Below are 16988 nucleotides of genomic sequence, written 5' to 3'. Positions count from 1 at the left end.
ATACAAAGATAAATTATTGGTAGGCTATGCAAGACACAATTAAAGAAATTTTTACAGAAAGCATTCAAGTTCAAATCGCTGCTGGTGAAGTGCTACCTAGTGCGCTTGAGTCAGCTGCATTTACTATTGCACAAAGTCTGATCAACGGAAATAAACTCATTTGCTGCGGTACTGCTAATTGCCACATGCTCGCCCAGCACATGGCGGGTGTATTGGTTAATCACTATGAAACCGAGCGTCCTTGTTTGCCGGCAATTGCTCTATCGCAAGAAAACGTTAACCTTGGACAAAGTACTCAGGTAGACGATCACGATACATTTGCTCGTCAAGTCCGCGCTTTTGCCCAGCAAGGTGATTTATTGCTTGTACTGGCTATTAACGGTAACGAAAAACATGTTATTTCTGCCGTTGAAGCTGCACTAACTAAAGATATGAAGGTCATAGTTATGGTTGGTGATGATGGTGGCGAGTTGGTTGGCCTACTTGGCCCTAACGATGTTGAAATTAGATCCCCATCTAAACGCCCTAGCCGCATTATCGAATCCCATTTAGTTAACTTACATTGTTTAAGCGAACTTGTTGATTTAACGCTTTTCCCTCAGGATGAAAATTATGTTTAAACGCTCTCTTATTGTTTTAGGTACTGTTGTATTACTACAAGGCTGCGCAGCTGCTGTTGTTGCAGGTACAGCCAGTGCAGTAACTGCAGCGAACGATCGCCGTACCATTGGCTCTCAAATTGACGATAACAATATTGAAATAAAAGCGAGTATTGCACTTAGCGAAGTAGAACGCCTTGAAAAGTTTGCCAATATAAGCGCTGTAAGCGTTAACGGTATTGTTTTACTTGTAGGCCAAGTATCTAATGAAGAAATGAGAAACGAAGCACAGCGTACCATTGAGGGCGTTTCAGGTATTCGTAAGATACATAACCAAATTCGTATTGGTTCAAATATTGGCATTACTACACAAACTCACGACTCTTGGCTTACTTCTAAAGTAAAAGGCCAGCTACTCACCGCAAAAGACATTAGCAGTAATAATATTAAAGTGGTTACAGAAAACGCTGAAGTATTTTTAATGGGTTTAGTGTCTGACTCTGAATCTACCCAGGCGGTAAATATAGCCCGTAATGTATCAGGCGTAGAGCGTGTAATTAAAGTGTTTGAATATATGTAAAGTTAAACACAGACATAAAAAAACCGCTTATTAAGCGGTTTTTTTTTGCATTTACTTATTATTTAATAACGCGTAAATGAGAGCCTTTTTTCTTCTGTGGCTTTTCTGGTGGTGTTTCATCAATAAATTCAGCTGATGAATCAACACTTTCAAGCTCAGGCACAAAATCGTCTTCGTCCTCTAAAAACTCATCTGTAGTAAAGACTGTTCCTTCGCCATTTTCACGCGCGTATATTGCAAGCACAGCACCTAGAGGCACATACACTTGCATTGGCTGACCACCAAAGCGCGCATTGAAGCTAAGTTGGGTTAAGTCTAACGAAAACTGTGTGACCGCTGATGGACTTATGTTTAAAACAATTTGTCCGTCTTGAACAAACTGTGTTGGCACTTGTACATTTGCAAACCCAGCGTCTACCACTAAATGCGGTGTACACTCGTTATCGACTATCCAATCAAAAAAAGCACGTAATAAATAAGGACGATTAGGCGTCATTATAAACGGATCTCACGCTCAGCTTCAGTTAAAGAGGCTTGGAATGACTCACGTTCAAATAAACGGATCATATACTCTTTAAGCTCTTTAGAACCTGCACCATTAAGCTCAATACCAAACTCTGGTAAACGCCATAATAGTGGAGCTAAATAACAATCTACTAAGCTAAACTCTTCACTCATAAAGTAAGGTGCTTCGCTAAAAATAGGTGCTACAGCAAGTAATGCTTCTGTTAGCTCTTTACGAGCTTGAGCAGCATCTGACGTGTTGTTACTGATTTTGTCAGCTAGGCTGTACCAATCAGTATCAATACGATGCATCATTAAGCGGCTACGACCACGCATTACCGGGTAAACAGGCATTAGTGGAGGATGAGGAAAACGCTCATCAAGGTATTCCATGATGATGTTTGCCTGGTATAAACCAAGCTCACGGTCAATCAGTGTTGGCACTGTGCCGTAAGGGTTAATTTCGTGAAGTGCTTCTGGCAAGTTATCTTTTTCAGCCAAATGAATATCTACACTTACACCTTTTTCCGCAAGTACAATACGTACTTGGTGGCTATACATACAGTTAGCACCAGAAAAAAGGGTCATTACAGGGCGCTTATTGGCAGCTACGGCCATGCCTATACCTCCATTAAATAACTAAAACAGCAAAAGGGGCTTAAGCCCCTATTGCAAAATTACCTTTAAAAATGTTCAACTTAATGAACATCTCTCCAGTATTCTTTCTTAAGCATAAATGCCAAGATAAATAGAATTATTAAGAATCCTATTACCTTAATACCTAGCGCTTCCGATTCAAGACGTGAAGGTTCACCCACGTACTCAAGGAAGTTTGTTAAATCACGAGCCGCTTGGTCGTATTCATCTACGCTTAATTCACCCGTACCATCAGTTTCAGTAGCAATAACTTTGGTCACAGTGTGGCCATGTTCTTCTACTTCTTTAGTGATAGGCGTTGGTAAACCTTGTAGTTCTTGAAGAACATGAGGCATACCTACCGATGGAAAAACAATATTGTTAACTCCAAACGGGCGAGATTCATCTTTATAAAACGATTTTAGGTACGTGTAAATATAATCTGGTGATTTTACACGTGCAATAAGAGTTAAATCCGGCGGAGCCGCACCAAACCATTTTGCTGCATCGTCTTTTGTAATTGCGTTGGTGATATGGCTACCTACTTTAGAGCCGTCAAAAATTAACTGCTCTAAACCAACTTCTGTTGGGATACCGATATCACGAAAAGTACGTTCATAACGTTGATACTGCATTTGGTGACAACCAAGACAGTAGTTCATGAACAACTTTGCACCGCGTTGTAAAGATGGTTGATCAGTAAGGTCGTTATTCGCTTCCATTAAAGGAACCGACGGACCTGCTGCCATAACCATGTTAGGCAACAAGTTTACTGATAAAGCAAATAAACCAATAATAAGCTTCTTCATCATTTCGTTAACCTCTCTGGCAATGGCTTAGTTTTTTCGTTCTTACTGTATACAAACAACAGTACGAAGAACATAAAGTAAGTCACAGTACAGATTTGAGAAATAATCGTTTTCATATCAGTTTGTGGAGTTGCACCCACCCAACCAAGAAGAACGAAAGTTACAACAAAGCCTGCAATGTTCCATTTATGGAAACCACAACGGTAACGAACCGATTTAACTCTACCACGGTCTATCCAAGGTAGTAATGCAAGTACTACAATCGATGCACCCATCGCCGCAACACCAATTAACTTATCAGGGATTGCACGTAAGATTGCATAGAATGGCGTAAAGTACCAAACTGGGAAAATATGCTCAGGTGTTTTAAGTGGGTTAGCTGCCTCGAAGTTTGGACCTTCTAAAAAGAAGCCATTCATCGCCGGCATAAAGAACACAACCCAACAAAACAGTATTAAGAAACCAACCACACCCACAATATCTTTAACTGTGTAGTAAGGGTGGAACGGTATCGCATCAACAATGTCTTTTTTGTTAGTGTAATACTCGTGGAATTTAAATTTAGGCTTATCTTCTTCAGCTACTGAGCCTTTCTTACGTTTAATCTCAATACCTTCAGGGTTATTTGAACCCACTTCGTGTAGAGCAACAATGTGTAAGAAAACTAAGATTACAATAACCAGTGGTAGTGCAATTACATGTAATGCAAAGAAGCGATTAAGCGTTGCACCTGATATTACGTAGTCACCACGGATCCAAAGTGTTAAGTCATCACCAATAACCGGAATAGCACCGAATAATGAAATGATTACTTGTGCGCCCCAGAACGACATTTGGCCCCATGGTAATAAGTATCCCATGAATGCTTCAGCCATTAGCGCTAAGAAAATGAACATACCAAATAACCACAGTAATTCACGCGGTTTTTGGTAAGAACCGTAGATCATGCCACGGAACATATGCATATATACAACGATGAAAAACGCTGATGCACCTGTTGAGTGCAAGTAACGTAGTAACCAGCCATATTCTACATCACGCATGATGTACTCTACCGAAGCAAAAGCACCTTCAGCAGACGGAACAAAGTTCATCGTTAACCAAATACCTGTTAGGATTTGGTTTACTAGTACTAACATGGCTAGTGAGCCAAAAAAGTACCAGAAGTTAAAGTTTTTAGGTGCTGGATACTGTGCAATGTGCATGTTCCAAACACGTGTCATTGGGATTCGGTCGTCTATCCAACCAATAATCTTACCAAACATTAGGCTACCCCTCTTTCTTCGCCCACTAAAATAGTGGTGTCATCTAGAAAAGTATAAGGTGGTATTTCTAAGTTTAATGGTGCAGGTACCGATTGAAATACTCGACCAGCCATATCAAATTTAGAACCGTGGCACGGGCAGTAGAAACCGTCATCAGTCCCTTCTACTTTCTCACCAAAATTACCTTGTAAAAAGCCTGGTGAACATCCTAAATGCGTACAAATACCTACAGCCAAAAATATTTCTGGACGTAATGAACGGTAATCATTTGTTGATGATTCTAATTGTTGTGGCTCTTGCGATTGCGGATCACGAAGTTGACCTTCATGTTCTTTCATCTGCTCAAGCATTTTTGGGGTACGTGATACAACCCATACAGGTTTACCACGCCACTCGACACGTATTAATTGTCCAGGCTCAAGTTTGCTGATATCTACTTCTACAGGCGCACCCGCAGATTTAGCTCGCTCACTTGGATTCCAAGACGCAATAAAAGGAACAGCAGCCCCAGCCGCACCAACACCACCTACAACAGAGGTAGCTATGGTTAAAAAGCGACGTCGGCCATTGTCTACAGGCGCATTGCTCATCCACTTATCTCCACTATGATTCTCAACACTTGCTATATTGAGAACATCAGTTACAGCAGGTTAATTATTCGAAATTTTTAAAATAGAAGCGATCATAATTAAAACCCTTGATTAAAACAAGGTTATTCAAAGCCCCATGCTCGAATAAACCTGACTTGATCAAAAATTTGATTAAGCTAGCTCGAGAATAAAGCCGAACGACTATAATAACGCTTCTGTAAAAACAATATACTGACCGAGATCAACACCACTAAGAGGAAACAGTAAAAACTGTACATAGTGTCGTTAAACTCACTCATTTTACTTCCACGCCAATTGTAGCAAAAAATTCCACCAATTAACTGATGGATTTAAACTAATTACGATAATTATTTAACTTTTTTGCAGCTATCTGAGTGTTTTTTAACTTTCGTTCGATTAATACGCAGTTATTAATAAATTTGATCATCATTAATTACAGCAATACCAAGTATGGCGACCGCTATAAACAAATTTAAATTAAATAGCAAATGTAAACTTTTTGATTTGAAAACAAAAAACCCAGCATAAGCTGGGTTTTTGAATTCTTGATAACGTATAGATTAACGTTTTGAGAACTGTGGACGCTTACGCGCTTTCTTAAGACCCACTTTCTTACGTTCAACTTTACGTGCATCACGTGTAACAAAACCTGCTTTACGAAGTTGTGGACGTAGTGACTCGTCAAACTCCATAAGTGCACGAGTGATACCGTGACGGATAGCACCAGCTTGACCAGTTGTACCACCACCAGAAACGGTGATGTAAAGGTCAAATTTTTCAGTCATATCAACTAGCTCAAGAGCTTGATGAACAACCATGCGTGCTGTTTCGCGACCAAAATACTCTTCTAGAGAGCGTTTGTTGATTACGATGTTACCAGTGCCTGGGCGTAAGAATACGCGAGCACTTGAACTTTTACGACGACCTGTACCGTAGTATTGATTTGCCATGATGGTGCTCCTTAAATGTCTAGAACCTGAGGCTGTTGTGCAGCATGGTTATGCTCAGTACCTGCGTAAACTTTAAGTTTACGGTACATAGCGCGGCCTAAAGGACCACGTGGCAACATGCCTTTTACAGCTTTCTCGATGATCATTTCAGGCTTTGCAGCTTGAAGTTTATCAAAAGTAGTAGACTTAAGGCCACCTGGAAAACCAGAGTGAGCGTAGTACACTTTATCTTTGAATTTGTTACCAGTTACAGTAACTTTTTCAGCGTTGATAACGATGATGTAATCACCAGTATCTACGTGAGGAGTGTATTCAGCTTTATGCTTACCGCGTAGGCGGTGAGCGATTTCAGTAGCGATGCGACCTAAAGTTTTACCTTCAGCGTCAACTACGTACCAGTCACGTTTTACTGTTTCTGGTTTAGCAACAAACGTTTTCATTTATAAAAATCCAATGTTTTTCAATTAAAACCACAAGTAGTTAATATTAACTACTGCTCTAAGTTTGCTATAACCCCTTCGAGTTTTAGACTTTTGCGCCGCTCACAAGTGGCTAGACTATATGAGGACATAGAACGCAACGTGGCAGACGCGGGAGTATACCAGCACTTAAAACACATTGCTACTCGCCGGTTGTTTTTTCCACAAGAAATTTCAGAAATAAGAAGTACTATATATGTACCTCTTTTTTATAGTTGCCCTATTACACATTTACTTACTTATTTAAACTAAATGCTCTCTAGCTAAATATTCTAAGGATTGCATTTCTTGTAAACGACTAATACAACGCTTAAATTCAAAGTTTAAATTACCTTGGGTATAAAGTTCGGTAATAGGTTTTTCAGCCGATATAATTAAAGTTACATGGCGCTCATAAAATTCATCCACTAAAGCAATAAAGCGTCTAGCAGCATCATCATTAGTTTGCCCTAGCTGTTTTACGTTAGAAATAATCACCGTATTGTATAAGCGGCTAATCTCCATGTAATCGACCTGGCTACGTGCTGTTTCGCACAATTCACTAAACTCAAACATCACAACGCATTTAGCTACTTTACGCGTTTTGATTTTTCGCCCTTCTATCTCTATCGTCTCATCTAATTGCCCTGGCTCTGGCGATAACTTATCGAAGTACTCAAATAGGTTCTTATCCGCATCTTCATCTAACGGACTATGAAAAATTTCAGCTTGCTCTAAAGTACGTAATCGGTAATCAATACCTGAATCTACATTAACTATCTCGGTATTTTTTTTAACAAGCTCAATTGCTGGCATAAAACGCGCTCGCTGTAAGCCATTTCTGTAAAGTTCATCAGGCACTATATTAGAGGTTGCTACAAGTACTATGCCCCGTGCAAATAGCGCTTCCATTAAGCCACCTAATAGCATGGCATCAGTAATGTCTTGTACAAAAAACTCATCAAAGCAAATAATGTCTGTTTCTGCTTTAAAAGTGTCAGCAATTTTTTCTAATGGATTAGCCGTATTATTTAGCTTTTTAAGCTCGTTATGCACTCGGTGCATAAATCGATGAAAGTGCACACGCATTTTACGTGTGCCCGGTAATGATTCGTAAAAAGTGTCAACTAAATAAGTTTTACCACGCCCTACCCCCCCCCAAAAGTACAAACCTTTTACAGGCGCAGGTTCTTCTTTACTAAATAGCTTAGCAAAAAAGCCTTTTTGTTTTGGCTTTGTCTGAGTTAGGTCATCGTATAGACGTTGTAAATGGCGCACAGCATTTTCTTGTGCTGCGTCGTGTACAAAGTCATCTCGCTTTAAGTCTTGTTGGTATGTTTGCCAAGGAGTCATATCTATTTACAGTTAAAACACAGTTTAATTTGCAAAGCATATTAACACGCATCATAACTCGGGGTATATTACACTTAGTATGATTTATAATTGAATCGGCATTCGTTAGTTATTTTCCCAAAGGGGTAGTTTTTATGGGCACAGTTATGTGGGTAGGTTTGATTGTTATTGTTGCTGTTGTAGCATTTTTTATTGGTGCATTTGTAACTAAAAAACAGTTCAAACAAGATGAACTAAAAGAGCAAGCGGAACAAGCACAAAGTGCGCTTGAGCAGTATCGCCAAGATGTCGCTGATCATTTAGCGAATACTGGTAAGCTCGTAAATAAAATGAAAGAAAACTATGATCAACTGCTTAGTCACGTTGAAGAAACAAACCAGCTTCTTCTAGAAGATAGAAATAAAGCACCAGCTGAACCTTATTTCTCTAAAGAAACAACCGAACAATTACAAGCATCTTTAAAAGAGCGTCGTTCAGACCGCTCTTCTGCAGAAGCGCAACCAGCTGATTATGTATCAGGTGAATCCGGTTTATTTGCTGGTCAAAATAAAGTTTCAGAACATTCTAAAGCATCTTGATGAACTTTTTTTTGACCCCATAGTCTTTAGATATAACAGCTTTGTTGTTTTATCTTAATAAACCGAAAAGGGCTGCTGTAAAGTAGCCCTTTTTGTTTTGCTTTATCTTAAGTGGAGTTACCCCTGACTATGAAAATGAAATTATCACTTATCAGCGCAGCTATTCTATCTACAAGCTTATTAATGAGCCCTGTAGCATCTTATGCAAAAATGCCAATTGCAGTAAATGGTCAACAACTACCAACTCTTGCCCCCATGCTAGAGAAAATATCTCCAGGTGTTGTAAGTATCCAAGTTTCAGGCTCAAAAGAAGTACGCCGCCGTGCAGATCCGCTTGAATACTTTTTTGGACAGCAACAGCCTCGCAGTCAAAAGCGTCAATTTAGTGGGTTAGGCTCTGGGGTAATTATTGATGCTGATGAGGGTTATGTAGTCACTAATAATCACGTAATCCAAGATGCCGAAAAAATGGTAGTAACCCTCGAAGATGGCCGTGAATTTGAAGCAACTAAAATTGGTACTGATACAGAATCAGACATCGCTCTTTTACAAATAGACGCTGATGACTTAACTGAAATAAAACTCGCAAATTCAGATAGTTTACGAGTGGGCGACTTTGCCGTCGCTATTGGTAACCCATTTGGACTTAGCCACACAGTTACATCTGGTATTGTTAGCGCTCTTGGCCGTAGTGGTTTAAATATTGAGGGCTACGAAGATTTCATTCAAACCGATGCTGCTATCAACCAAGGCAACTCTGGTGGCGCACTAGTTAACTTAAACGGTGAATTGATTGGTATTAACACTGCTATTTTAGGTGCTTCTGGCGGTAACGTGGGTATTGGTTTTGCCATTCCATCAAACATGATGAAAAACTTAGTTGATCAAATTGTTGAACACGGTGAAGTACGCCGAGGTTCGCTGGGTATTTCTGGCCGACCACTTGATGCAGGCCTTGCTAAAGCGCAGCAACTTGACGTTAAACAAGGTGCTTATGTAATGCAAGTAATGGACGACACTGCTGCAAGTAAAGCAGGTATAAAAGCAGGTGACGTAATTGTTAGCATTAATGGCGGTGATATTAGTGGTTTCCATGAACTACGCAGCAAAATTGCTACGCTAGGTGAAGGCCGCGAAATAAAACTTGGTATTTACCGCGATGGTAAAATTAAAACGGTAAAAGTAACTCTTGATGGTGCATCAGGTGTTACAGCGACTGGCGAAGAGCTGCATCCTGCGTTCCAAGGCGCGACACTTGAAAACGTGCAAAAAAATAGTAATAAAGGTGTTGAGGTTACGTCTGTAGACCCTCGCTCACCTTCTGCCCGTGTTGGCCTTGAAGAAGGTGATATTATTATGCAAGTGAATCGCCAACGAGTAGAGACTATTCGTGATATGAATAAGATTATCGAAAACACTAAAGGTAATATCGTACTTGGCGTACAACGTGGTCGTGAGTCTATATTTATTTTAATTCAGTAATAAATAGCACTATTAATGTAATAAAAATAACAGTGGCACTTGCCGCTGTTATTTTTTTTATGTCATCATAAAGAGATTGCTCACTTACATAATAAGAAAACTGTGCTGAAATTAATAAAATTTATTCTCCCCCCTTTATTTGCAGGTCTAAGTATTGCTTTTTTAGTGGTTTTTTTCAGCCCTAATATGCGAGCCGCCTTACTTCCTAATGTTCCCCTTCCAAGCGCGATGAGTGCGAGTCACTTGAGTTTTTCTGATGCAGTTAAACGAGCAGCTCCTTCTGTAGTTACTATTTTTTCAGAAAGCATTTCCAAAGAACCTCGTTATAAAAGAAAAAACACGGTACAAGAGCTAGGCTCTGGCGTCATTATGTCGCAAGACGGTTATATTCTTACTAACTACCATGTTGTGAATAATGCAGACCAAATTATGGTTATCTTAACCGATGGCCGACGCTTTTTTGATGTGCAACTAATTGGTTTTGATACCATTACTGATTTAGCCTTACTTAAAATCAATGCAGATCACCTCCCGGTGATTCCCGTAAACGATAGCTATGTATCAAATGTAGGCGATGTTGTACTTGCTATAGGCAACCCGCTTAACTTAGGGCAAACAATCACTCAAGGCATTATTAGTGCAACGGGTAAGCAAAAAATTACAGATAGCCCTTACAATAACTTATTGCAAATGGATGCAGCTATTAACGTGGGCAACTCCGGCGGCGCATTAGTTAACTCCAATGGTGATTTAGTCGGCATTACTTCTGCACAATTTAAAACGCGTGAGAACTTGAATATTCAAGGAATATTTTTTGCGGTTCCTTACTCACTTGCTAAAAAAGTGATGGGTAAACTCATTCGTCACGGTCGCGTTGTACGCGGCTATTTAGGCTTTGAAGGCACAGCAGTAGATAGTACAGGTAAAGAAGTAAACGACAGCCTAACGCCGGTTACCGGCATGCGCATTACTAATTTAGACCCTTTGGGGCCAGCATGGCAAGCGGGTATTGAAGAGCAAGATATCGTCATTAAAATTGCAGGGCTTTCGGTAGCAAACCCACAAAAAGTGCTTGAAAAAATAGGTAATACGGAGCCCGGTAAAGAAATAGAATTTGAGCTATACAGAGATGGGAAAATAGAAAAAATCATGGTGGTGGTAGCTGAACTTGAAACAAAGCTTTAATAAATAGTAATACCAATCGTCAATAAAAAAGTCGGATAGCAATTTGCGTATCCGACCTTTTTAAAATAGCTTAGCTAGTTAAATATCTACTTAACTACTTCGACGTTTAATATTTGCCCCCAACGCACTTAGCTTATCTTCAATGCGCTGATAGCCTCTATCAACGTGATAAATACGGTCAACAACCGTTTCACCCTGTGCCACTATACCCGTTAAGATTAAGCTAGCTGAAGCGCGTAGGTCGGTTGCCATCACTTGCGCGCCCGTTAAGCTTTCAGTCTCACCACAAATTGCGGTATGCCCTTCTAAACGAATATTAGCGCCCATACGCTGCAACTCAGGTACATGCATAAAACGGTTTTCAAAAATCGTTTCTGTAATAGTCGCACTACCATTTGCTACTACATTTAATGCTGTAAACTGAGCTTGCATATCCGTAGGAAAACCTGGGTGTGGAGCTGTTTTAATATTCACGGCTTTCAGTTCTCGGCCGCGCATATCAAGATAAATACTGTCGTTATGCACTTCTAGATGTGCATTTGTTGCGCGTAACTTTTCAATCACAGGCTCAAGAGAATGAAAGTCAGTGTTTTTACAAAGTACTTCACCGCCTGCCATTGCTGCAGCGACTAAAAACGTCCCAGTTTCAATTCGGTCAGGTAAAATACTGTGTTCACAGCCAGCTAAACGCTCAACGCCTTCAACTTCAATGCGGCTAGTACCTGCACCTGTGATTTTAGCGCCCATAGCAATTAGGCAGTTAGCTAAATCAATTATTTCAGGCTCGCGTGCCGCATTATCAAGTATGGTTTTACCATCAGCGAGGGCCGCTGCCATTAATAGGTTTTCGGTAGCGCCTACACTTACCATTTCCATAAAAATTTCAGCGCCTTTTAAGCGACCATTTACCTTGGCATTAATATAACCATTTTCAACGTTTATTTGTGCGCCCATGCGCTCCAAACCTTGAATATGAATATCAACTGGGCGAGCGCCAATGGCGCACCCACCAGGTAAAGACACTTGAGCTTCACCAAAACGTGCAACTAGAGGGCCTAATGCAAGCACAGAGGCACGCATTTGCTTTACTAAGTCGTAAGGCGCTAATGTTTTATTAACCGTTGCACCGTCAATTACTAGGGAATCGCCCTGCCAATTAACATCTGCACCTAAAGTTTTTAATAAGGCTTCAGTGGTCACTATGTCGCGAAGACGCGGTACATTAGTAAATATACTTTTGCCATCAGCTAATAGTGAAGCAAATAAAATAGGCAGTGCGGCATTTTTAGCGCCGGAAATAGTCACTTCACCAGCAAGTGAAGTGCCACCTTGAATTACAAATTGATCCATTAGGAGGCCCTAGTTATTGCGGTAAAATGAATTTTTGTTCACGCTTCCACTCTACAGGAGTAAATGCACGAATAGATACTGCGTGAATTGTCCCATCTGAAATTGTATTCATTAATGGACCATAAACTAGCTGCTGCTTTTTAACTCGGCTTAAACCGTCAAAGCATTCGCCTACTGCAACAACTTCATAATGACTACCATTGGCTTTTACATGTACTTCAGCTAATTGAAGTTCTTCGCGTAATAATGTTTCGACTTGGCTAGTTTCCATAACTCTCACTCAAATAGGGTTGTAACCTGACCCAATTGCATTAAATTTTGCAATTGCTCAGGTAGGTTTTGCAATTCAAGGCGAATGCCTTGCTGCTTTAATTCTGCAAAAGAGTGAATTAACCAAGCTAAGCCTGCTGTGTCAACCCTTGATACTCCACTTAGGTCGAAATAGATGATTTTATGCTTAGTTAATAACTTATTGTTCAGAAGCTGTTCATCGCCAATTGAATTTCGAGTAAGCTCACCGCTTACTCCAAAATGTTGTCCATCAACTTGGCTTATTGCCAATTTAGTCATTCGAGTTACTGCCTCTAAACTGAACTGGTAGCTGACTCTTTTGCTCTAAAAGGTTACTTACATTATCAATACCTTGCTGGCGCAAAATACCTTGCAGCTCACTTTGTTTTGCGTCTAGTAAACTAATACCTTCGGCAATCATATCGTACGCGCGCCATTCACCGTCACGGTCTTCGCGTACTTTAAAATCGATTCTGATATCAGGTTTACCGTCTTCAATAATTTTAGTCTTAATAACAACAACGTCTTTGCCTTTAAACGCTTGCTCTGCACCAAACTCAACTTTCTGGTTTGTGTATTGAGTAAATACACCTGCATAAGTAGCAACTAAGTACTCTCTAAATACACCAATAAAGCGTTGAATTTCTTTAATTGCTTTGGCCTTTTCAGCCTCGTCGGTAATTGCACGAACTTTAGATACTTCACTGCCAAGTACACGAAGTGCTGCATATTTATAGTCGATGTAAGGCATTAATTCTTCTTCGACTATTACGCGAAGGTACTCTTGATCTTTAACAATTAATGGCTGATCTTTTTTAATGCGCGCAAATGTATTATCGGCAACTTGGCGTACCATTTTATTAGGATCGACTAATTTCACATCTGCTGCACTTACGCTTTGAGTTAGCGTCATTGTGCCAATTGCTACAATAGCTAAAAACTTTTTCAACATAATAATTACTCACTACCTTGGTTGAATAAAAACTGCCCGATTAATTCTTCAAGTACAATGGCAGACTTAGTGTCAGTAATTGAATCGCCATCACCTAGTGCTTTGCTTTCCACACCAAATAAATCGTCAATTGCTTCATCTTGCTTGTTCTCAGTCACTGTTTCGCCTAAACAACGTTGTTTAGCCGAATCTGGAGAAATTACAGGGTGAATACCTAAGTACTGCTCACCTAAAATACCCGACGTTAAAATAGAGATTGAGCTTGTGTCTGAAAAACGACATAAATACTGTGCATCAATGGTCATGTTTACCACTGGTAAAAACTCTTGTGGGTGTACATAAATTGATTCAACACGACCAATTACAACACCACCTACTTTTACCGGCGCACGCGCTTTTAACGAGCCGATGTTTTCAAACTTGGCATTAAGCGTATATGTTTCGCCAGAGCCACTAATACCTGAATTGGCAACTTTAAGTGCAAGCATCGCAAAAGCTAAAATGCCAAGTGCTACAAAAAACCAACTAAAATTTCTAATTTCCGTGAATTCATTATCTATACCCTATTAGCTGGTAAACATTACCGCTGTCAAAATAAAGTCAAAACCTAAAACTGCTAATGACGAATGAACAACCGTTTCGGTGGTTGCTTTGCTGATCCCTTCTGAGGTCGGCACACAGTCATATCCTTTATAAAGCGCAATCCAGGTCACCACTATGGCAAATACAAAGCTTTTAATAATACCGTTTAGTATGTCTTGCTGAAACGACACTTGCGATTGCATGATTGACCAAAAACTACCTGTATCAACCCCCAGCCAATCTACCCCCACTAAATGAGCGCCTATAATTGCTACAGCTGAAAATATCAATGCAAGCAATGGCATGCTTATAAAACCCGCCCAAAAGCGCGGTGCAATAATACGTTTTAGCGGATCGATTGCCATCATCTCAAGTGATGAAAGTTGCTCTGTTGCTTTCATTAAGCCAATTTCAGCTGTCAAAGCGCTACCTGCGCGTCCTGCAAATAATAATGCAGTAACAACCGGGCCTAGTTCTCGCAATAAGCTCAGTGCCACTAACGGCCCTAAACTATCCTCAGCGCCATAACCAACCAATACGGTGTAACCTTGTAAAGCCAACACCATACCGATAAACAAACCCGACACCATAATAATGAGTAACGATTGCGAACCAACCATATAAAGCTGGCGAACAAGTAACGGTGTGCCTTTTTTAAAATTAGGAACATGCGCTAATGCACTAAACAGCATATAAGCAGAACGACCAAGGGCCGCAAAGCGTCCTAGCGTTTTATGTCCTAGCTTTTGAAATAAATCCAACATTATGCTTTTTCTCCAAGTAGTTCGTCTGCATAAGCCTGAGCCGGAAAATGAAATGGTACTGGACCATCCGACAAGCCTTTTAAAAACTGTTGAACTAAAGGAGATTCATGATTACGCATTTCATCTGGAGTACCACAACCAATTACCCCTTGATCGGCGATAATTATAACGTGTTCGGCAATACTCATTACCTCTGTTACATCGTGCGTCACGATTAAAGACGATAAACCTAATACTTCGTTGAGCGACTTAATTAGCTTAACCAATACGCCCATCGAAATAGGATCTTGTCCTGCAAATGGTTCATCGTACATGATTAGCTCTGGATCAAGTGCTATAGCGCGTGCAAGCGCAGCACGCCTTGCCATACCGCCGGATAACTCAGAGGGCATTAAATCTTTAGCGCCACGTAGTCCAACAGCTTGCAATTTCATTAACACAACTAATCGAATCAGGTCTTCACTTAGCTTTGTGTGCTCTCTTATAGGAAACGCGATATTGTCAAATACCGACATATCAGTAAACAACGCACCACTTTGAAAAAGCATACTCATTTTAGTACGTGCTTCGTATAACTCTTTACGAGACATTTTAGGAATGCTGCCACCTTCAAATAAAATATCACCTGAATCTGGTTTAAGCTGACCACCAATTAAACGCAACATAGTGGTTTTACCAATTCCGCTTGGCCCCATAATCGCAGTAATTTTACCTTTAGGAACGCTAAAACTCATATTTTTATATATGGTTCTATTGCCTCTCGAAAAGCTAACATCCTTGACTTCTACTATTGATTGCGACAAGTCGCTCTCCATAAAAATGTTCACTAGTGCCCCTATTTTAAAGCTTTTTTGTCAAAGATGGAAAAAACAATTCGTAAGATTTTGTAATACACCCATGAAAAGGATTATAAGACTCGCTCAAAACAGCTTAACCCCGGCTTAAATTTTTAAATTAGCTGTTTAAAAGCAGCATTGTTACGCAGTTGACCTTACTCTTTTATTTATACTTTCATCTTGGCTTTTGTTACTATTCGCGCCATCCGTATTTTGTATAACTGGCTTAACACAATGGTTACCTCGTTTGTTATTTTAATTCTTGGTTTTGCAGCTCTTGTTTGGAGTGCAGACAGGTTTGTTTATGGCGCTGCGGCTCTTGCTAAAAACTTTGGTGTACCTACACTTATTGTTGGTTTGACCGTTGTAGCAATGGGTTCTTCAGCACCCGAAATGATGGTTTCGGCATCTGCCGCACTAGCTAACAAAACAGACACAGCTGTTGGTAATGCTGTTGGCTCTAATATTACAAACATTTTACTTGTGTTAGGTATCACGGCTCTATTTCGCCCTCTTTCAGTTTCATCTAGTACGTTAAAACGCGAAATGCCATTGGTGATGCTCGTATCTTTAGCTACTTGGTATGTGTTCTCAGATAACTACTTTTCATTCAGTGAGGGTGTGGCACTTTTAGTTGGCTTTATCGTATTCATCGGTGGGTTAATCATTGTATCTATGCGTGCAAAAAACCAAGATGACCCATTTGTCTCAGAAGCCTGCGACGATGTACCAAACGATGTACCTACTAAAAAAGCGGTATTTTGGTTAATTGTCGGCATGATACTCCTGCCGGTTAGTTCTCATTTTTTAATCGGCTCAGCTGTTGATATTGCTAAATACTTCGGCTTAAGCGACTTAGTCATTGGTTTAACAATTATTGCCATTGGTACTAGCTTGCCTGAACTTGCCGCCTCGGTTGCAGGCGTACTTAAAAATGAAGATGATTTAGCACTAGGTAATATTGTTGGCTCAAACATATTTAATATTTTAGCTGTATTACCTCTAGCAGGTATTATTAATCCTTCAGCAATTGATCCATCGTTAGTAAGCCGAGATATATTAATTATGATTGGTGCAACACTTGCTCTTATTATTATGTCATTGAACTTTAGAGGCACCCAGCGTATCAATAGAGTAGAAGGCGGCTTATTACTAATAGCGTTTTTGGGTTACCAAGGGTATATTTTTAGTCAAGTAGGGTAA

Annotated in this window: 20 protein-coding genes and 1 pseudogene; 6 read left to right on the top strand and 15 right to left on the bottom strand. The window is 40.1% G+C overall.

Annotation, left to right across the window (positions count from 1 at the left end; genetic code table 11):
* Positions 1-26: 26 nt before the first annotated feature.
* Together RB214_RS03210 and dolP are read left to right on the top strand one after the other, a co-directional pair.
* A complete protein-coding gene (locus RB214_RS03210) occupies positions 27-620 on the top strand; it encodes an SIS domain-containing protein (RefSeq protein ID WP_002957968.1) in 594 nt (197 codons plus the stop codon).
* A complete protein-coding gene (dolP, locus tag RB214_RS03205) occupies positions 613-1179 on the top strand; it encodes a division/outer membrane stress-associated lipid-binding lipoprotein (protein WP_024606345.1) in 567 nt (188 codons plus the stop codon). The genes RB214_RS03210 and dolP overlap by 8 nt, the downstream gene beginning before the upstream one ends.
* Positions 1180-1237: 58 nt before the next feature.
* Here dolP and RB214_RS03200 read toward each other — a convergent pair whose 3' ends face one another.
* The 8 genes from RB214_RS03200 to zapE form a co-directional block, all read right to left on the bottom strand.
* Positions 1238-1675: a ClpXP protease specificity-enhancing factor gene (locus RB214_RS03200; protein ID WP_024606346.1), complete on the bottom strand. Its 438-nt coding sequence runs from the start codon at positions 1673-1675 to the stop codon at positions 1238-1240.
* Entirely contained in the window at positions 1675-2301 is a 627-nt protein-coding gene (gene sspA, locus RB214_RS03195; protein WP_002957965.1) for a stringent starvation protein SspA, read from the bottom strand. The genes RB214_RS03200 and sspA overlap by 1 nt, the downstream gene beginning before the upstream one ends.
* Positions 2302-2381: 80 nt before the next feature.
* Complete coding sequence (locus RB214_RS03190) at positions 2382-3131, bottom strand: cytochrome c1 (RefSeq protein ID WP_002957964.1); 750 nt, start codon at positions 3129-3131, stop codon at positions 2382-2384.
* On the bottom strand, positions 3128-4393 hold the full coding sequence (locus RB214_RS03185; protein ID WP_002957963.1) for a cytochrome b N-terminal domain-containing protein: 1266 nt from the start codon (positions 4391-4393) through the stop codon (positions 3128-3130). Before RB214_RS03185 ends, RB214_RS03190 begins: the two co-directional genes overlap by 4 nt.
* Complete coding sequence (petA, locus tag RB214_RS03180; RefSeq protein WP_002957962.1) at positions 4393-4983, bottom strand: ubiquinol-cytochrome c reductase iron-sulfur subunit; 591 nt, start codon at positions 4981-4983, stop codon at positions 4393-4395. Before petA ends, RB214_RS03185 begins: the two co-directional genes overlap by 1 nt.
* A 581-nt stretch (positions 4984-5564) precedes the next feature.
* The gene (rpsI, locus tag RB214_RS03175) at positions 5565-5957 is read right to left on the bottom strand and encodes a 30S ribosomal protein S9 (RefSeq protein ID WP_024595789.1); all 393 of its coding nucleotides are present in this window, start codon (positions 5955-5957) and stop codon (positions 5565-5567) included.
* Positions 5958-5965: 8 nt separating this feature from the next.
* Entirely contained in the window at positions 5966-6394 is a 429-nt protein-coding gene (gene rplM / locus RB214_RS03170; protein WP_002957960.1) for a 50S ribosomal protein L13, read from the bottom strand.
* A gap of 282 nt (positions 6395-6676) precedes the next feature.
* Positions 6677-7765: a cell division protein ZapE gene (zapE, locus tag RB214_RS03165; protein ID WP_309168362.1), complete on the bottom strand. Its 1089-nt coding sequence runs from the start codon at positions 7763-7765 to the stop codon at positions 6677-6679.
* A 134-nt stretch (positions 7766-7899) separates the two neighbouring features.
* On the opposite strand from zapE, the gene RB214_RS03160 reads away from it, so the two are divergent.
* From RB214_RS03160 to RB214_RS03150, 3 genes are all read left to right on the top strand, one after another.
* Positions 7900-8343 (top strand): YhcB family protein, encoded by a 444-nt coding sequence (locus tag RB214_RS03160; protein ID WP_024595790.1) that lies wholly within the window; start codon positions 7900-7902, stop codon positions 8341-8343.
* Between the two features lie 129 nt (positions 8344-8472).
* On the top strand, positions 8473-9825 hold the full coding sequence (locus tag RB214_RS03155) for a Do family serine endopeptidase (RefSeq protein WP_024606350.1): 1353 nt from the start codon (positions 8473-8475) through the stop codon (positions 9823-9825).
* A 102-nt stretch (positions 9826-9927) separates the two neighbouring features.
* Positions 9928-11010: a trypsin-like peptidase domain-containing protein gene (locus tag RB214_RS03150; RefSeq protein WP_024595792.1), complete on the top strand. Its 1083-nt coding sequence runs from the start codon at positions 9928-9930 to the stop codon at positions 11008-11010.
* 90 nt (positions 11011-11100) lie between these two features.
* On the opposite strand, the gene murA is transcribed toward RB214_RS03150, so the two are convergent.
* The 7 genes and pseudogenes from murA to RB214_RS03115 all read right to left on the bottom strand — a co-directional run bounded on the left by murA (position 11101) and on the right by RB214_RS03115 (position 15764).
* On the bottom strand, positions 11101-12360 hold the full coding sequence (murA, locus tag RB214_RS03145; RefSeq protein ID WP_309168361.1) for a UDP-N-acetylglucosamine 1-carboxyvinyltransferase: 1260 nt from the start codon (positions 12358-12360) through the stop codon (positions 11101-11103).
* Positions 12361-12373: 13 nt separating this feature from the next.
* Positions 12374-12631: a BolA family protein gene (locus tag RB214_RS03140; protein WP_002957953.1), complete on the bottom strand. Its 258-nt coding sequence runs from the start codon at positions 12629-12631 to the stop codon at positions 12374-12376.
* 5 nt (positions 12632-12636) lie between these two features.
* Positions 12637-12930 (bottom strand): lipid asymmetry maintenance protein MlaB, encoded by a 294-nt coding sequence (locus RB214_RS03135; RefSeq protein WP_002957952.1) that lies wholly within the window; start codon positions 12928-12930, stop codon positions 12637-12639.
* On the bottom strand, positions 12923-13603 hold the full coding sequence (locus tag RB214_RS03130; RefSeq protein ID WP_024595794.1) for a phospholipid-binding protein MlaC: 681 nt from the start codon (positions 13601-13603) through the stop codon (positions 12923-12925). The genes RB214_RS03135 and RB214_RS03130 overlap by 8 nt, the downstream gene beginning before the upstream one ends.
* Positions 13604-13608: 5 nt before the next feature.
* Positions 13609-14156, bottom strand: a pseudogene (mlaD, locus tag RB214_RS03125) (outer membrane lipid asymmetry maintenance protein MlaD).
* A gap of 13 nt (positions 14157-14169) precedes the next feature.
* The gene (gene mlaE / locus RB214_RS03120) at positions 14170-14949 is read right to left on the bottom strand and encodes a lipid asymmetry maintenance ABC transporter permease subunit MlaE (protein WP_002957949.1); all 780 of its coding nucleotides are present in this window, start codon (positions 14947-14949) and stop codon (positions 14170-14172) included.
* Positions 14949-15764, bottom strand: coding sequence for an ATP-binding cassette domain-containing protein (locus tag RB214_RS03115; RefSeq protein ID WP_101163663.1), 816 nt, complete (start codon positions 15762-15764; stop codon positions 14949-14951). The genes mlaE and RB214_RS03115 overlap by 1 nt, the downstream gene beginning before the upstream one ends.
* Before the next feature lie 255 nt (positions 15765-16019).
* Between RB214_RS03115 and RB214_RS03110 the strand changes: the two genes are divergently transcribed.
* The gene (locus tag RB214_RS03110; protein WP_002957947.1) at positions 16020-16988 is read left to right on the top strand and encodes a calcium/sodium antiporter; all 969 of its coding nucleotides are present in this window, start codon (positions 16020-16022) and stop codon (positions 16986-16988) included.

The organism is Pseudoalteromonas sp. HL-AS1 (genome assembly GCF_031198785.1).
GTDB lineage: Bacteria > Pseudomonadota > Gammaproteobacteria > Enterobacterales > Alteromonadaceae > Pseudoalteromonas > Pseudoalteromonas distincta.
The sequence above is the reverse complement of the archived record's forward strand: the minus strand, read 5'-3'. Positions and strand labels throughout refer to the sequence as shown.

Excerpts from the sequence above, each read along its gene's own strand:
- RB214_RS03210 (WP_002957968.1), top strand. The coding sequence starts at position 27 with ATGCAAGACACAATTAAAGAAATTTTTACAGAAAGCATTCAAGTTCAA.
- dolP (WP_024606345.1), top strand. The coding sequence starts at position 613 with ATGTTTAAACGCTCTCTTATTGTTTTAGGTACTGTTGTATTACTACAA.
- RB214_RS03200 (WP_024606346.1), bottom strand. The coding sequence starts at position 1,675 with ATGACGCCTAATCGTCCTTATTTATTACGTGCTTTTTTTGATTGGATA.
- sspA (WP_002957965.1), bottom strand. The coding sequence starts at position 2,301 with ATGGCCGTAGCTGCCAATAAGCGCCCTGTAATGACCCTTTTTTCTGGT.
- RB214_RS03190 (WP_002957964.1), bottom strand. The coding sequence starts at position 3,131 with ATGATGAAGAAGCTTATTATTGGTTTATTTGCTTTATCAGTAAACTTG.
- RB214_RS03185 (WP_002957963.1), bottom strand. The coding sequence starts at position 4,393 with ATGTTTGGTAAGATTATTGGTTGGATAGACGACCGAATCCCAATGACA.
- petA (WP_002957962.1), bottom strand. The coding sequence starts at position 4,983 with ATGAGCAATGCGCCTGTAGACAATGGCCGACGTCGCTTTTTAACCATA.
- rplM (WP_002957960.1), bottom strand. The coding sequence starts at position 6,394 with ATGAAAACGTTTGTTGCTAAACCAGAAACAGTAAAACGTGACTGGTAC.
- zapE (WP_309168362.1), bottom strand. The coding sequence starts at position 7,765 with ATGACTCCTTGGCAAACATACCAACAAGACTTAAAGCGAGATGACTTT.
- RB214_RS03160 (WP_024595790.1), top strand. The coding sequence starts at position 7,900 with ATGGGCACAGTTATGTGGGTAGGTTTGATTGTTATTGTTGCTGTTGTA.
- RB214_RS03155 (WP_024606350.1), top strand. The coding sequence starts at position 8,473 with ATGAAAATGAAATTATCACTTATCAGCGCAGCTATTCTATCTACAAGC.
- murA (WP_309168361.1), bottom strand. The coding sequence starts at position 12,360 with ATGGATCAATTTGTAATTCAAGGTGGCACTTCACTTGCTGGTGAAGTG.
- RB214_RS03140 (WP_002957953.1), bottom strand. The coding sequence starts at position 12,631 with ATGGAAACTAGCCAAGTCGAAACATTATTACGCGAAGAACTTCAATTA.
- RB214_RS03135 (WP_002957952.1), bottom strand. The coding sequence starts at position 12,930 with ATGACTAAATTGGCAATAAGCCAAGTTGATGGACAACATTTTGGAGTA.
- RB214_RS03130 (WP_024595794.1), bottom strand. The coding sequence starts at position 13,603 with ATGTTGAAAAAGTTTTTAGCTATTGTAGCAATTGGCACAATGACGCTA.
- mlaE (WP_002957949.1), bottom strand. The coding sequence starts at position 14,949 with ATGTTGGATTTATTTCAAAAGCTAGGACATAAAACGCTAGGACGCTTT.
- RB214_RS03115 (WP_101163663.1), bottom strand. The coding sequence starts at position 15,764 with ATGGAGAGCGACTTGTCGCAATCAATAGTAGAAGTCAAGGATGTTAGC.
- RB214_RS03110 (WP_002957947.1), top strand. The coding sequence starts at position 16,020 with ATGGTTACCTCGTTTGTTATTTTAATTCTTGGTTTTGCAGCTCTTGTT.